Below are 14,143 nucleotides of genomic sequence, written 5' to 3' on the forward strand. Positions count from 1 at the left end.
GCGCGAGGGCGACGCGGATGACCATCAAAGTGCTGCTGGCCGACGACCAGACGCTGCTGCGCAGCGCGTTCCGCATCCTGGTCGACTCCGAGCCGGACATGCAGGTGGTGGGCGAGGCGTCCGACGGGGCGCAGGCGTACGAGCTGGCCCGCACCGAGCGCCCCGACGTCGTCCTGATGGACATCCGGATGCCCGGCACCGACGGCCTGGCCGCCACCCGCCTGATCAGCCAGGACCCGGAACTGGTCGGTGTCCGGGTGGTCATCCTCACCACCTTCGAGGTCGACGACTACGTCGTGCAGTCGCTGCGGGCCGGCGCCAGCGGCTTCCTCGGCAAGGGCGCCGAGCCGGACGAGTTGCTGCACGCGATCCGGATCGCGGCCGGCGGGGAGGCGCTGCTCTCGCCCGCCGCGACCAAGGGCCTGATCGCCCGGTTCCTCGCACAGGGCGACGGCGCGGACGGGGACCGGCGCGGCGGCGCGGGCACCGAGCGGCTGGCCACGCTCACCGGCCGGGAGCGCGAGGTGCTGGTTCTGGTGGCCGGCGGACTGTCCAACGACGAGATCGCCGAGCAGCTGGACGTCAGCCCGCTCACCGTCAAGACGCACGTCAACCGCGCGATGGCCAAGCTCGGCGCCCGCGACCGGGCCCAACTGGTGGTCATCGCCTACGAGTCGGGACTGGTCCGCCCGCGGGCGCACTGAGCGCGGGCCGGGCCCGTACGCCCAGGGGTGCAGGACGGGTGGAGCCCCCCGTACTCCGAACGCGGTACGGGCGGCGGCCGGAAACCGACCTGCGAGCGAGGAAAACCGGCCTGGCCATGGCGGAGGGTGTAAGTGGGCCGGTGTCGGCCCTCCCGCCGGGCCCGAACACGGCTCCCGCCGCCGTTCCCCGCCCCCGGTACCCGCTTTTCTGAACCGAAGAGAGAGACCCCTACCCATGTCCTGGCTGTCCCGAATCAGCCTCGTACAACGGGGCCTGATAGCGCTGATGTCGATCGTGGCGATCGCTTTCGGCGCCATCGCGATCCCGCAGCTCAAGCAGCAGCTCCTGCCGTCCATCGACCTGCCGATGGTCTCCGTGATCGCCCCGTACCAGGGCGCCTCGCCCGATGTCGTCGAGAAGCAGGTGGTCGAGCCGCTGGAGAACGGCATCCAGGCGGTCAACGGCATCAAGAGCGTCACCTCGACGTCGAGCGAGGGCTCCGGCGTCATCATGGCGCAGTTCGACTACGGCAACGACTCCAAGACCCTCGTCGCCGACGTCCAGCAGGCCGTCAACCGGGCCCGGGCCAAGCTGCCCAAGGACGTGGACCCGCAGGTGGTCTCCGGCGGCACGGACGACCTGCCCACCGTCGTCCTCGCCGTCTCCTCCACGACGAAGGACCAGCAGACCCTCGCCGACCAGCTGAACCGCAGCGTCGTCCCGGACCTGAAGAACATCGACGGCGTCGGCCAGGTCAACGTCGGCGGCGTGCAGGACCGGATCGTCGCGGTCACCCCGGACCAGGCGAAGATGGCCGCCGCGGGCCTGAACTCCGCCGCGCTCGGCCAGGCGCTCCAGGCCAACGGCACGTCGGTGCCGGCCGGTGCCTTCTCCGAGGACGGCCGTAGCAAGACCGTGCAGGTCGGCGCCGGATTCACCTCGGTTGCGCAGATCAGGGACCTGATGGTCACCCCGGCGGCCGGCCCGATGGGCGGCGGCCAGGGCGGCAAGCCGGTCCGGCTCGGCGACGTGGCCACCGTCAAGGAGGCGTCGGCCACCCCGACCTCGATCACCCGCACCGACGGCAAGCCCAGCCTCTCGGTCACCGTGACGATGAACCAGGACGGCAGCGCGGTCGCCATCTCCGACGCCGTCAAGGGCAAGCTGGACGGCATCCGCAAGGACCTGGGCGCCGGCGCGAGCGTCACCGTCGCCTCCGACCAGGGCCCGCAGGTCTCCAAGTCCATCGAGTCGCTGACCACCGAGGGCCTGCTCGGCCTGGCCATGGCCGTGATCGTGATCCTGGTCTTCCTGCTGAGCCTGCGCTCGACCCTGGTCACCGCGGTCTCCATCCCGCTGTCCGTGGTCATCACGCTGATCGTGCTGTGGACCGGGAACCTCTCCCTCAACATGCTCACCCTCGGCGCGCTGACCATCGCCATCGGCCGCGTCGTCGACGACTCGATCGTCGTCCTGGAGAACATCAAGCGGCACCTCGGCTACGGCGAGGAGCGCCGCGAGGCCATCCTCACCGCCGTCAAGGAGGTCTCCGGCGCGATCACCTCCTCCACCCTCACCACCGTCGCGGTCTTCCTCCCGATCGGTGTGGTCGGCGGGATGGTCGGCGCCCTCTTCGGTTCCTTCTCCATCACCGTCACCGTCGCCCTGCTGTCCTCGCTGCTGGTCTCGCTGACCGTGGTGCCGGTCCTGTCGTACTGGTTCCTGCGCGCCCCGCAGCTCCCGGAGGGCGCCGACCCCGAGGAACTGCGCCGCAAGGCCGAGGAGAAGGAGGCCCGCAGCGCGTTGCAGCGGCTCTACGTCCCGGTGCTGCGGTTCGCCACCCGCCGTCGCGCGATCAGCCTGCTGATCGCCGTGGTGGTCCTCCTCGGTACCTTCGGCATGGCCCCGCTGGTCAAGACCACCTTCTTCGACCAGGGCAAGCAGGACACCCTGAGCATCAAGCAGGAGCTGAAGCCGGGCACCAGCCTGAGCGCGGCCGACGCGCAGGCCAAGCGGGTCGAGAAGGTGCTCGCGGCCGACAAGGACGTGCAGGACTACCAGGTCACCGTCGGTTCCTCCGGGATGATGGCGGCCTTCGGCGGCGGCTCCGCCGCCAACCAGGCCAGCTACCAGGTCAAGCTCAAGAGCTCCGCCGACTCCGACAAGGTCACCGAGGACCTCCGTGCCGAGCTGGCCAAGCTCGGCCCGGCCGCCGGCGACGCCTCCGTCTCCTCGGGCGGCGGCGGCTTCGGCAACCAGAACCTCAGCGTCGTCGTCAAGGCCGGCGACGCCGACGTCCTGGCGCAGGCCAGCGAGCAGGTCCGGAAGGCCGTCGCGAGCCTGGACCACGTCACCGACGTCCAGAGCGACCTGTCGCAGAGCGTGCCGCGGATCTCCGTGACGCCCAACGAGAAGGCCGCCGCGGCCGGTTACACCCAGGCCACGCTCGGCCAGGCCGTCGCCCAGGCGGTCAACGGCACCCCCAGCGGCAAGGCCGTGCTCGACGACACCGAGCGCGACGTGGTGATCAAGTCGGCCCACCCGGCCACCACCGAGGCCCAGTTGAAGGACCTGCCGCTGCCGACCCCGTCCGGGATGGCCCGGCTCGGTGACCTCGCCACCGTCAAGACCGTGGCCGGCCCGGTCCAGATGACCCGGATCGACGGTGCCCGCTCGGCGACCGTCAGCGGCAAGCCGACCGGCGACAACACCGGCGCGATCTCCACCAAGCTCCAGAGCAAGATCAACTCGCTGAAGCTGCCGGCCGGCGCCACCGCCACCGTCGGCGGCGTCTCCCAGGACCAGTCCGATGCGTTCGGCAACCTCGGCCTGGCCATGCTGGCGGCCATCGCGATCGTCTTCCTGCTGCTGGTGGGCACCTTCCGCTCCATCGTCCAGCCGCTGATCCTCCTCATCTCCATCCCGTTCGCGGCGACCGGCGCGATCGGCCTGCTGGTCGCCACCGGCACCCCGATGGGCGTCCCGGCCATGATCGGCATGCTGATGTTGATCGGCATCGTGGTCACCAACGCCATCGTGCTGATCGACCTGATCAACCAGTACCGGGCACAGGGCTACGGCGTCGTCGAAGCGGTCATCGAGGGCGGCCGGCACCGCCTCCGCCCGATCCTGATGACCGCCCTGGCCACGATCATGGCGCTGCTGCCGATGGCGCTGTCCATCACCGGCGACGGCGGCTTCATCTCCCAGCCGCTGGCCGTGGTCGTGATCGGCGGCCTGATCACCTCCACCCTGCTCACCCTCCTCCTCGTCCCGACGCTCTACGCGATCATCGAGCTCCGCAAGGAGCGCCGGGCGAAGAAGAAGGCGGCCAAGCGGGCCGGGACGGACGGCGGTACCGCGGCCCCCGCGGACGCCGACCGGACCCCGGAGCCGGCCGGGGTGTGACGCCCACCCGCACCGCGTAACCCCACGGAGCCCCCGCGACCGCACCCGACGGCCGCTGTTGGCGAATTCGGGGCTTGAACACTTCGTCCCGTCGGATTCATCCGGCGGGACGAAGTGCTGCCAGGTGGGAGGTCCGGGTGCGGGCCCGGGCCTGTCCGCGGTCCAGGCATCGAGGCGGGAGAGGTTGATCGAGGCTGCGGTGAACTGGTGTTGGAGCCGGGTCTTACAGCGTTGCCGGCCATGGAAACCGGGGCATGCTGTCCTGACCGTTCGGCTGGTGAGCACTGTCCGGCAGAAGCCGCTGTGGCCTTCGGCCTGGCGCCTGACGTACGTTTCGGCGTGATCAACATTTCAGGAGCAAGCGATGTCTCTCTTCATCCCCGACTTCGACGAAACCGTCGTCGTACGCGCTGCTGACGCCGAATTGACAGGCGTGGGTGGCCCGGTGACCAACCAGCTGCTCGTCGACAGCCCCGCCACGGGCGGCGCGCTCTCCAGCATGCGTGTCACCCTCGGCAAGGGCGCGAACGGCGCCCGTCCGCACCACCACGGCAAGTCCGCCGAGATGTTCTATGTCCTCGATGGCACCGCCCAGCTACTGTCCGGCGATCAAGTAGTTACCGCGGAGCGCGGAGACGTGGTCGTCGTACCGCCCGGCACGCAGCATGCCTTTGCCGCCGCGCCCGGCGAGATTGCGGACATGCTCGTCATCATCACGCCCGGGGTGGAGCGCTTCGAGTACTTCCGCCATCTCGACCGCATCCGCTACGGCAAGGTGCCGCCGGAGAGCCTTCTCGAAGTCCAGGAACTGTACGACTCCTACTTCGGGACCAGCGCGGTCTGGGACGCCGCCCGCGGATAACCCGGATACTGGTCACCTTGGTCCACCTGCGCCGCACGTCGCGCCCCCCGGCGCAGGCCGAGCACGGATCAACGTACTGAGGCTCAGGCGATTCAGTGGAAGGCGTTGGCGTTCTCCGAAGCCCACTGCTGAAACGGGCGGGCCGGCGTTCCAGTGACCTGTGAAACCGTGTCGCGCACCATCAGCAACTCGTCGTTCACGTCTCCGCCTGTGACGTCGAGCACCGCGTCCGCGGCCTCTGTCCCGAAGACCGTCGCCATCTGTGCGTGGGCCTCCTGGCGGCTGATCTCGGCGAAGGGAACCTCTCGGCCTAGGGCTGTCGCGATGGCCTCGACCTGCTGCCGGGCGGTCACCGGCTCCGGACCGGTCAAGGCATACGTGTGCCCCTGGTGGCCGGGCTCGGTAAGTGCCACCCGCGCCACCGACGCGATGTCCGCAGGGTGGATGGTTGGCAGTGCGGTGTCCGCGTACGGCGCGCGTACGGTCTCGTGGCCACGGATGGAAGCCGCCCACATGAGGGCGTTCGAGGCGAACTGCGTCGGCCGCAGAATCGTCCAGGCCATGCCGCTTGCCTTGAGCAGTTGCTCCACCGCCAGGTTCTCGCCGGCAGGGCCGAGGCGGGGGTGGGTCTGGACGGTAATCGACGACACCAGCACGACATGCTCCACACCCGCCTGCCGGGCAGCTTCGAGGATGTCGGCGTCCGAGCCCAGACGCGACACAAGAAACAGCGAGCGCACCCCGTCCAGCGCGGGCTTCAACGACGCCGGCTCCGCGAAGTCGCCCTCCACGGCCTCGACCCCTTCAGGGAAGACGACCTGCGCGGCATCACGGGTGAGCCCTCTGAGCGGACCGACACCGCGTGCGTGCAGTTCCTTGAGCAGGGCACTGCCTATGTTTCCGGTGGCTCCGGTCACGAGGATCATGAGCGTGTCTCCCGTCGTCAGATGATCAACCAGACGAGACGCTAGAACCTCAATCGCGCTTTAGGTCAAGGAGCCCCTTGGCCATCCGGGCTGCTGGGCACGTTTGTTCACGTGTACGCCGACACCGGGCCCCGAATTCGCCAACGGCATCCGCACCCGACGGCCGCGGGGGCTCCCGTCTCACCGGCCCGTCCCGGCCCCCCTCACCACCGGACCGCCGTGAAGTCCACCGGCCGGGGCCGCAGTGACTGCGTCCGGGCCGTCAACTCCCGCATCCGCCGGGCCATTTCGGCCGCCGGCAGCCGCGTCCGGTCCCCGTGCCCGGGGAGCAGCCACTCGAAGCGCAGCCGGCCGGTGGTCCGGGCCAGCGACGCGGCCAGCTCGGTGATGGAGTACCAGGTGACGCTCTCCGCCACCTCGACGTCCCCGGTGGCCCGCGACCAGTAGAAGCTGTCTCCGCTGAAGCAGTACCGCTCGTCCGCGACGTAGAGCACGCTTCCTTGGGTGTGACCGGGCAGGGGGTGGACCACCACGCCCTCGGCGACCTCTACGGGATCGGTGCCCCGCAGTACCCGGTCCGCGTCCGGGGCCGCGTCCAGGTCGCCCTCGTGGATCCACAGCCGGGCGCCGAAGCGGTCGGCGTAGCGGCGGCCGTGCGCGGCGTGGTCCCGGTGGGTGAGCAGGACGTCGGTCACCGTCCCGTCCGCCTCGAAGCGGGCCGCCAGGGCCTCGCTGTAGCGCGGGGTGTCGATCATCATCTGCGTCCCGCCCGGCCGCCGCAGCAGGTACGCGTTGGCCCCGGCGGTGTGCCGCGAGTTGTGCCCGCAAAAGCTCACCGCGTCGTCCAGCCGCAACGGGAACGGGTCCCACTCCGCCGCCACCCGACCGCCGCGCCGCCGCACCGAGCGCGTCGGACAGGCGAACGCCACCGCGTGCATCCGCTGCTCCTCCGCCGCCCCGCGCGGCTGCCGGACCACTTCGGACCGGCCACCGACCTCCTCGATCAGCTCCGGCGCGAGCTGCCGCGCCACATCGCAGTTGGTGCACCGGTCGTCCACGTACCAGTCGCCGCTGCCGTCCCCCGTTAAGGGCGCCGACCGGTCGTCCTCTGTGGTGTTCACGGTCCGTCTGCCTCCTTGACCCTGTGCCCTGCCGGGCCCGTTGGTTCCCCGGGGCACGAGGTTGCCCCGGCGCGCCCGGAAAGAGGAAGGGGTGCCGAGTCTTGTTTCTGCTGGTCACAGCGTCTCTCACGGCGGATTCAGGCGCATGTTGTCATGCCTGCGCCAAACGCAAAGGCGTCAGCCCGTCCCGACAGTGGGTCGGGACGGGCTGGCCTGGGGTTTCTTGCGCTGTCTGGGTGTCTGCGTCAGCCTTTGAGCGTTTCCACGAACGCCGTCCAGGCGGCGGCCGGGAGGATGAGCGTGGGGCCGTCGGGGGTCTTGCTGTCGCGGACGGGGACGACGCCGGGGAAGTGGTCGGCGATCTCGACGCATTCCCCGCCATTGGTGTTGCTGTAACTGCTCTTGCGCCAGCGGGCGGTGCTCAGTTCGGGGGTGTGTCGCACGGCTGGTAGTCCTCCATCGCGCGTTCTCGGCTTTCTGCCTCAGCCCTTGAGCGTCTGGACGAAGGCTGTCCAGGCGGTGGTCGGGAGGATGAGCGTGGGACCGTTGGGGGTCTTGCTGTCGCGGACGGGGACGATCCCGGGGAAGTCCTCGCTGATCTCGACGCAGTTGCCCCCGTTGGAGTTGCTGTAGCTGCTCTTCCGCCAGTGGGCGGTGCTCAGTTCGGGGCTGTGTCGCATGGCCTGTAGTCCTCCATCGCCTTCCGGATCAACTCCGCTGACTCCACCAGCGAGAGGGCGTTCGCTCGCAGTTCTTCGTACTGCCACCGCCACTTCCTCGCGGCTCCTGCATCCTCATAGAGGTGGCCGGCCTTGATGCCCTCTTCATAGGCCACAGTGGAATCGTTGGGAAGTGTCAGCAGGGTCAGTGCGCCGCCCATCATCGAGTGCCCACCCGCGGCGAACGGCATCACCTGAACCCTACTGTTGGGAGTATCTGCCTCTTCAAGCAGCCGAGCCAGCTGTTTGTGCATGCACTCCCTGGAGCCCATCCGGCGCCGGAGCACGGCCTCGTCGATGATTGCCCACCGGTGCGGCGGTGCCTCCGAACGCTGTCGTTCCTGGCGGGTCATCCGGGCGGTAACCAGTTCCTCGACCTGCTCTGCCGAGAGGTCACGCTGGCAGCTCAGGAATGCACGGGCGTATGCCTCCGTTTGGAAGGGCCCCGGAACCACCTGCGGCTCGTAGTTCTCGATGACCACGGCCTGCGTCTCGCAGTCCATGAACCGCCGGTACTGATCCGGATGCACCTCCCGTTTCGCCAATTGGTACAGCCCGTGGAAGTGCTCGCCCGTGCCGAACGCCGCGTCCAGGGCGGACGGGAGTTCCGGCGGCGGCATCATCTCCGCCGTCTCGACGCGGGCCAGATTGCTCTTGCTGGAGTTCACGATGTCGGCCAGCTGTACCAGCGACATCCTGACCTCCTCGCGGTGGCGGCGCAGCTCCGAGCCGAAGTAGTGCCGGGCCGATACGTACGGGGTCAGGTACTTGGGTGCGAACTTCACTGTGCCGCCTTTCGGGCTTTCGGGCTTTCGAATGTTCCCGCTCTCAACGCGGGGACGGCGCGCGCCTGTTGGGGCCATGTCCCGTAGCGCGACGATGCCGATACAGACGGTAAGCACAGCCGAGATCCGAACTCCAGCCCCCGCAAGCGTGACCCGCGCCAGGGGGCGGAGCCCGCCGAAAGGACAGCTCTTCATGGCCCAACCCACCCTTCCGCCGCGGCTGTTGCCCTGGACCCGGGACGACGGGGCACCGTGCTTCCTCATCACGGACGATCCGCACAGCCGGATGTCGCTGCTCGCCGACGACGTGGAGGAGGAGATGCTCGCCGCCGCCGGGAAGCTGCTCGCGGCAACCGACCCGCTGCCCGGAGCGGAGGCCGGCCGGCCGGAGTTGCGCGGGCTGGTCGCCGGGTTGCGCGCGGCGCTGCGCGACGTCCGGCGGATCGCCGTCAGCCGGGGCGAGCGGTTGCCGGAGCCCGGTGACCACGACGACCACGACGAGGCCGGGTAACGGGTTGGCGTCCCCTCCGTGCATCGTGCAACCGTTCGAGCCGCTGCGTGGTCTGGACTCCCATGAAGTCATCACGAGTGAGTGTGCGGCGGCCCCGGCCGGGGCCGAAGGCCGCCGTCCTGTTGGCCGGGCTGGCGTTAGGGGCGGCCGCTTGCGGCGCGCCGCCCGCCGCGGACGCGGGGAAGCCGGCCCCCGTGCCGGTGCGGCAGGCGTCGGAGACGACGCAGCGGACCTCGGAGCCGGGGCTGGCGATCACCCGCGCGATGCGCACGTACTACCTCCCGCGGCCCACCGGAACGGGGCAGGAGGACAGCCCCACCGAGTACCAGTTCTTCCTCCAGGCGACCGGGAAGACGCCCGGCGGGGACCCGGTGGCCGTCAGGGGCGTCAAGGTCGCCTTCGACCTCTCGGCGTTCAACGGCAGGGCGAAGGTCGGCGGGGTGAACAAGGGATACGGATGCGTCCGGTCCGGCGACCAGCTCACCTGCTCCATAGGGGACGTCGAACTCGGCGCGGGCTTCACGCCGTTCACGCTGGACGTACTGCCGGACGCGCCGAAGGGCCCCGCCGGACCCATGGCCATCACCGTGTCCAGCGCCAACGCCCCCACCGTCCGGCGCACCGCACAGATCGTGGTCGGCGCGCCCGTCCTGACCGCCCGCCAGAACAAGCCGCTGACCGACGTGAAGCCCGGCTCCGAGGTGCCGCTGACCCCCGCCTTCGGCAACCGGGGGGACACCGACGTCGCCGACGACGTCCTCGTGAAGGTCGTCGCGACCGAGGCCACGCTGCGCCCGCAGTACCGCAACTGCCGCTACGACAAGGCCGTGGCGCCCACCCGGGCGGAGTGCACCTTCCCCGGGCCGCTCAAGGCCGGCACGGCGTACGAGACCGCCGGGCAGCTCACCGGGGTGGCCGACGCGACCGCGATGCACGGCAAGCTCGGCTACTCCGTGTACCGGGCCCACGACCGGTACGACGAGGGCTTCGCCGACGCGCATCCGCTGCCGCCCTCGGCCGTGCGGGGCACCGGCGCGCCGCTGGGCCTGAAGCCCGTCGACGGCAGCGGCGACGGGTTCGCGACGTCCGCGCACTGGAAGGCCGAGATGGCAGGCGGCGAGCTGGCCTTCGACACCGACCAGATCCACGACGTCCAGGCGGTCGGGTTCGCCATCAAGGGCAGGGTCGGCGAGGTCGTCGAGGTCGGCGTGCCGTGGCCGCGCAACTTCGGCGACGGCGACGTCCGGGTGACGCTCCCCGAGGGCGTGAGCGCGGTGCGCGTGAACCCCGAGGACCACCCCAGCGAAATGACCTTCTGCCGGCCCGCCGACGGGGGCGCGAGCTGCCCCTGGGGCGCGTACGGCACGACCCTGGTGGTCCGCATCGACAAGCGGGTCGACGGCGCCCGGGGCACGGTCTCCGCGCCCTCCGACCCCGTGGTCGACCCCAACCAGGAGAACAACTCCGCGCCGGTGACGGTGGAGTACACCGACTAGCGGGCAGCAGGCGGCGGAAACAGGAGGGCGGGGCCGCCCCAAAGGGACGCCCCGCCCTGCTGCGCCTACGCCCCTACGGCAGCGCCAGCATCCGCTCCAGCGCCAGCTTGGCGAAGCGCTCGGTCTCCTCGTCGACCCGGATGCGGTTGACGACCTTGCCGTCCGCCAGCGACTCCAGCGTCCACACCAGGTGCGGCAGGTCGATGCGGTTCATGGTCGAGCAGAAGCAGACCGTCTTGTCGAGGAAGACGATCTCCTTGTCCTCGGCCGCGAAGCGGTTGGCCAGGCGGCGGACGAGGTTCAACTCCGTGCCGATCGCCCACTTCGAGCCGGCCGGCGCGGCCTCCAGGGCCTTGATGATGTACTCGGTCGACCCGACGTAGTCCGCCGCCGCCACCACCTCGTGCTTGCACTCGGGGTGGACCAGGACGTTCACGCCCGGTATGCGCGCACGGACGTCGTTCACCGAGTCCAGCGAGAAGCGGCCGTGCACCGAGCAGTGGCCGCGCCACAGGATCATCTTCGCCGCCCGCAGCTCCTCGGCGGTCAGTCCGCCGTTCGGCTTGTGCGGGTTGTAGACCACACAGTCGTCCAGGGACAGGCCCATGTCCCGCACGGCGGTGTTGCGGCCCAGGTGCTGATCCGGCAGGAAGAGGACCTTGGTGGTCGCGGGGTCCCCCTGCCCGAAGGCCCACTCCAGCGCCCGCTTGGCGTTGGAGGAGGTGCAGATCGTGCCCCCGTGCTTGCCGGTGAACGCCTTGATGTCCGCCGAGGAGTTCATGTACGAGACGGGCACGACCTGCTCGGCGACGCCGGCCTCGGTCAGCACGTCCCAGCACTCGGCAACCTGCTCGGCGGTGGCCATGTCGGCCATCGAGCAGCCCGCGGCCAGGTCCGGGAGGACCACCTGCTGGTCGTCACCGGTGAGGATGTCGGCCGACTCGGCCATGAAGTGCACACCGCAGAAGACGATGTACTCGGCGTCCGGCCGGGCCGCGGCGTCCCGCGCGAGCTTGAAGGAGTCGCCGGTGACGTCCGCGAACTCGATGACCTCGTCGCGCTGGTAGTGGTGCCCGAGGACGAAGACCTTGTCACCCAGCTTGGCCTTGGCGGCGCGGGCGCGCTCGACCAGGTCCGGGTCGGAGGGTGCCGGCAGGTCACCGGGGCAGTCCACACCGCGCTCGCTCTTCGGGTCGGCCTCGCGGCCGAGGAGGAGCAGCGCCAGCGGGGTCGGCTGGACGTCCAGGGGCTGGGCGGTGGTCACGACACGCACCCTCTCTTCTCTGCGGAAAGTCCTTGCGGACGGTCTCTGCGGGGACGGCGGGATGCGCTGCGGCACCGCCTTTTCGTCTATTTGACGCTATCTATCATAGCTGGTTCACGTCACTTTGACGATGGCCATAGTGTCGATGTGACGCATCAGCCGCGAGGTTCCCGGGCTGCTCCACGTGCCGGCCGGGCCTGGGGTGTCCGCCCGTCGGTGTGCGAGCATGAAGAAAGAGAAGGACACATCACGCGCAGCCGGAATTAATCCGGGACGCCGCCGGTTGGAACTGTTCGCAACCGATGGCAAGCGGTCCGTACAACCCGGGAGAGATGTAGATGAGCGTTCAGGACGAGACCACCGTCACCGACGGCATCATCCTGTCCGACGCGGCCGCGTCGAAGGTCAAGAGCCTGCTGGAGCAGGAGGGCCGGGACGACCTCGCGCTGCGCGTCGCGGTCCAGCCCGGCGGCTGCTCGGGCCTGCGCTACCAGCTCTTCTTCGACGAGCGCTCGCTCGACGGCGACGTCGTCAAGGAGTTCGACGGCGTCAAGGTCGTCACCGACCGGATGAGCGCCCCCTACCTGGGCGGCGCCTCCGTCGACTTCGTCGACACGATCGAGAAGCAGGGCTTCACGATCGACAACCCGAACGCCACGGGCTCCTGCGCCTGCGGCGACTCCTTCAGCTAATCCGGCCCGGGCCCACGGGCCACGGCGCGCGAAAGGCGGCACTCCCGGCCGGGGGTGCCGCCTTTCGCGCGTCCTACCGCGCGGTCACCGCAGCGAGACCGTCTTGCCGGATGTGGCGTCCACCACCTTCCGGCCGTCCAGCGGCTTCTCCAGCGTCACCGTCTTGCTGAAGTCCTTGGCGATCTTCACGCACATCTGCCCGGGGTTCTTGTCCTTCCCGGTGACCGTGACCCGCACCGTGCTGCCCGACTCCTGGACGCCGGCCTCGTAGGTGCTGCACACCCCGCCCCAGAAGTGGACGGTCAGCGTCCGGCCGCCGTCCGCCACCTCGTAGCCGGACAGTGCCATCGCCCTCGTTCCGGGCGTGGACGGCTTCGGCCCCGCCGGCTCGCTGGCGCGCAGGAACTTCGGGTCCACCGCGGTCCCGGCGATCGTCGAGGTGCTGCCCGTCGTGCCCCCGGCGCCCGGCGTGCGCAGCGTGTACAGCCAGGACGGCACCAGTACCTCCCCGCCGTGCGAGTACCGCGCGGCGAGCCCGAAGACCGCACCGGTCACCTCGGAGGCCGGCTGCTTGCCGGTCGGGTCCGGCTCGCACGGCGCGATCCCGCCGCCCTGGGGTGCCTTGCCGTCCTTGTGCTGGAAGGTCGGCACCGAGGGGCAGTGGGCCAGCGGCCGCATCGTCCGGCCGCCGCCGCCGTTCAGGTCGCCCAGCGTCGCCCGGGCGTCCCGGACGGGGTAGGTCGCGCCCTTCACCGGGTTCGCCAACTCGCCGCTGCCGCCCACCAGTTGCCCGTCCGAGCCGACCTGGAGCCGACTCTGCCATCCGTACGTCGGCAGCCCGCCGATCACCGGGTCGGCGGTCACCACCCGCATCGCGGCGTACGTCTGGTGCGCGTCGAGCCGGGCGTCCGGCTGGCCGAGCGCCGCCAGCACCGGCCGGACCGCCTGCCGGGCCTTCGCCTCGGACGCCGGCCCACTGCCGGCGTCCCCGCTGCCGGTGTCCCCGCCCCCGCCGTCCGTGCCGCCGCGGTACGAGGGGCAGCCCGGCCGGCCGTCGGTCAGCGGGCATTTGGTCCCGCCCCCACCGCCGAACCGGCTGAACACCCAGTTGCCCGCACCGGTCTTGGCGACCCGCAGCGTGGTGCCCCGGCCGTCGGGGCCCGGCGTGCCGACCGTCCACCAGTTGCCGTCCGACCGCACCGATCCGGCCACGTCCAACGCCTTCGCCAGTCGTTCCACGGCGGACTGGTCGATTCCGCCCGCGGGCCGGTAGACGGGCGCGGATCGCGGGCCCTCGGGGAGCTTGCCCACCACGCGGTACTGGTCGTGGTGCGGACTGGGCTCGCCGATCGCGATCGACGCGGAGTCCAACGCCAGCGGCGGTGGCCCGCCGTCGGCCGCACCGGCCTGATCGGTGCCGCCGGACGCGGACGAGGCCCAGTAGGCCGCGCCGCCCCCGATCGCCAGCACCGCGCCGGCCACCGATGCGACCACCAGGGGAGTGCGCCGCCCGCGCCGTTCGGGTCGGGGGGCCTGGGGGATGTCCTGGGTATCCGGGGTGTCCTCGGTGCTCACCGCTTCGCTCCTTCAGCTCCGCCGGTCATCTGACGTGCCACCCGGCAGGGTGGACGCCGATGGGACGGAACGGGGGCGC

The 14,143-nt window shown here is 70.5% G+C and carries 13 protein-coding genes; 6 read left to right on the top strand and 7 right to left on the bottom strand.

All coding sequences use genetic code 11. From position 1 onward, the window contains the following. The first annotated feature begins 17 nt into the window (after nt 1-17). The 3 genes from ACFVT2_RS25620 to ACFVT2_RS25630 all read left to right on the top strand — a co-directional run bounded on the left by ACFVT2_RS25620 (nt 18) and on the right by ACFVT2_RS25630 (nt 4,975). Nucleotides 18-704 carry a response regulator gene (locus tag ACFVT2_RS25620; RefSeq protein WP_390021659.1) on the top strand — a complete coding sequence of 229 codons (687 nt, stop codon included), beginning with the start codon at nt 18-20 and terminating at the stop codon, nt 702-704. A 235-nt stretch (nt 705-939) separates the two neighbouring features. Beyond that, nucleotides 940-4,113 carry an efflux RND transporter permease subunit gene (locus ACFVT2_RS25625; protein WP_390021660.1) on the top strand — a complete coding sequence of 1,058 codons (3,174 nt, stop codon included), beginning with the start codon at nt 940-942 and terminating at the stop codon, nt 4,111-4,113. A 364-nt stretch (nt 4,114-4,477) separates the two neighbouring features. Beyond that, nucleotides 4,478-4,975, top strand: a complete 498-nt coding sequence (locus ACFVT2_RS25630; protein WP_390021661.1) for a cupin domain-containing protein — start codon at nt 4,478-4,480, stop codon at nt 4,973-4,975. Nucleotides 4,976-5,067: 92 nt separating this feature from the next. On the opposite strand, the gene ACFVT2_RS25635 is transcribed toward ACFVT2_RS25630, so the two are convergent. The 5 genes from ACFVT2_RS25635 to ACFVT2_RS25655 all read right to left on the bottom strand — a co-directional run bounded on the left by ACFVT2_RS25635 (nt 5,068) and on the right by ACFVT2_RS25655 (nt 8,526). After that, complete coding sequence (locus ACFVT2_RS25635) at nt 5,068-5,901, bottom strand: NAD(P)H-binding protein (RefSeq protein ID WP_390021662.1); 834 nt, start codon at nt 5,899-5,901, stop codon at nt 5,068-5,070. Nucleotides 5,902-6,104: 203 nt separating this feature from the next. Then, nucleotides 6,105-7,022, bottom strand: coding sequence for an MBL fold metallo-hydrolase (locus ACFVT2_RS25640; protein ID WP_390021664.1), 918 nt, complete (start codon nt 7,020-7,022; stop codon nt 6,105-6,107). Between the two features lie 245 nt (nt 7,023-7,267). After that, the gene (locus ACFVT2_RS25645; RefSeq protein WP_390021665.1) at nt 7,268-7,465 is read right to left on the bottom strand and encodes a DUF397 domain-containing protein; all 198 of its coding nucleotides are present in this window, start codon (nt 7,463-7,465) and stop codon (nt 7,268-7,270) included. 39 nt (nt 7,466-7,504) lie between these two features. Then, nucleotides 7,505-7,702, bottom strand: a complete 198-nt coding sequence (locus ACFVT2_RS25650; RefSeq protein ID WP_390021666.1) for a DUF397 domain-containing protein — start codon at nt 7,700-7,702, stop codon at nt 7,505-7,507. Continuing rightward, complete coding sequence (locus tag ACFVT2_RS25655; protein WP_390021668.1) at nt 7,681-8,526, bottom strand: helix-turn-helix domain-containing protein; 846 nt, start codon at nt 8,524-8,526, stop codon at nt 7,681-7,683. The genes ACFVT2_RS25650 and ACFVT2_RS25655 overlap by 22 nt, the downstream gene beginning before the upstream one ends. 193 nt (nt 8,527-8,719) lie before the next feature. Between ACFVT2_RS25655 and ACFVT2_RS25660 the strand changes: the two genes are divergently transcribed. Together ACFVT2_RS25660 and ACFVT2_RS25665 are read left to right on the top strand one after the other, a co-directional pair. Beyond that, nucleotides 8,720-9,037 carry a hypothetical protein gene (locus ACFVT2_RS25660; protein ID WP_390021669.1) on the top strand — a complete coding sequence of 106 codons (318 nt, stop codon included), beginning with the start codon at nt 8,720-8,722 and terminating at the stop codon, nt 9,035-9,037. A 62-nt stretch (nt 9,038-9,099) separates the two neighbouring features. Further along, on the top strand, nt 9,100-10,533 hold the full coding sequence (locus ACFVT2_RS25665; RefSeq protein ID WP_390021671.1) for a hypothetical protein: 1,434 nt from the start codon (nt 9,100-9,102) through the stop codon (nt 10,531-10,533). 73 nt (nt 10,534-10,606) lie between these two features. Here ACFVT2_RS25665 and nadA read toward each other — a convergent pair whose 3' ends face one another. Further along, complete coding sequence (gene nadA / locus ACFVT2_RS25670) at nt 10,607-11,806, bottom strand: quinolinate synthase NadA (RefSeq protein WP_390021672.1); 1,200 nt, start codon at nt 11,804-11,806, stop codon at nt 10,607-10,609. A gap of 329 nt (nt 11,807-12,135) precedes the next feature. Between nadA and erpA the strand changes: the two genes are divergently transcribed. Then, nucleotides 12,136-12,489: an iron-sulfur cluster insertion protein ErpA gene (gene erpA / locus ACFVT2_RS25675; protein WP_351474286.1), complete on the top strand. Its 354-nt coding sequence runs from the start codon at nt 12,136-12,138 to the stop codon at nt 12,487-12,489. An 84-nt stretch (nt 12,490-12,573) separates the two neighbouring features. Here erpA and ACFVT2_RS25680 read toward each other — a convergent pair whose 3' ends face one another. After that, on the bottom strand, nt 12,574-14,064 hold the full coding sequence (locus tag ACFVT2_RS25680; protein WP_390021674.1) for a hypothetical protein: 1,491 nt from the start codon (nt 14,062-14,064) through the stop codon (nt 12,574-12,576). Nucleotides 14,065-14,143 lie beyond the last annotated feature (79 nt).

Origin of the sequence: Streptomyces sp. NPDC058000 (genome assembly GCF_042886435.1) — a bacterium.
Classification (GTDB): Bacteria; Actinomycetota; Actinomycetes; order Streptomycetales; family Streptomycetaceae; genus Streptomyces.

Coding starts and splice junctions, on each gene's coding strand:
- ACFVT2_RS25620 (WP_390021659.1), top strand. CDS start 18: ATGACCATCAAAGTGCTGCTGGCCGACGACCAGACGCTGCTGCGCAGC.
- ACFVT2_RS25625 (WP_390021660.1), top strand. CDS start 940: ATGTCCTGGCTGTCCCGAATCAGCCTCGTACAACGGGGCCTGATAGCG.
- ACFVT2_RS25630 (WP_390021661.1), top strand. CDS start 4,478: ATGTCTCTCTTCATCCCCGACTTCGACGAAACCGTCGTCGTACGCGCT.
- ACFVT2_RS25635 (WP_390021662.1), bottom strand. CDS start 5,901: ATGATCCTCGTGACCGGAGCCACCGGAAACATAGGCAGTGCCCTGCTC.
- ACFVT2_RS25650 (WP_390021666.1), bottom strand. CDS start 7,702: ATGCGACACAGCCCCGAACTGAGCACCGCCCACTGGCGGAAGAGCAGC.
- ACFVT2_RS25660 (WP_390021669.1), top strand. CDS start 8,720: ATGGCCCAACCCACCCTTCCGCCGCGGCTGTTGCCCTGGACCCGGGAC.
- ACFVT2_RS25665 (WP_390021671.1), top strand. CDS start 9,100: ATGAAGTCATCACGAGTGAGTGTGCGGCGGCCCCGGCCGGGGCCGAAG.
- erpA (WP_351474286.1), top strand. CDS start 12,136: ATGAGCGTTCAGGACGAGACCACCGTCACCGACGGCATCATCCTGTCC.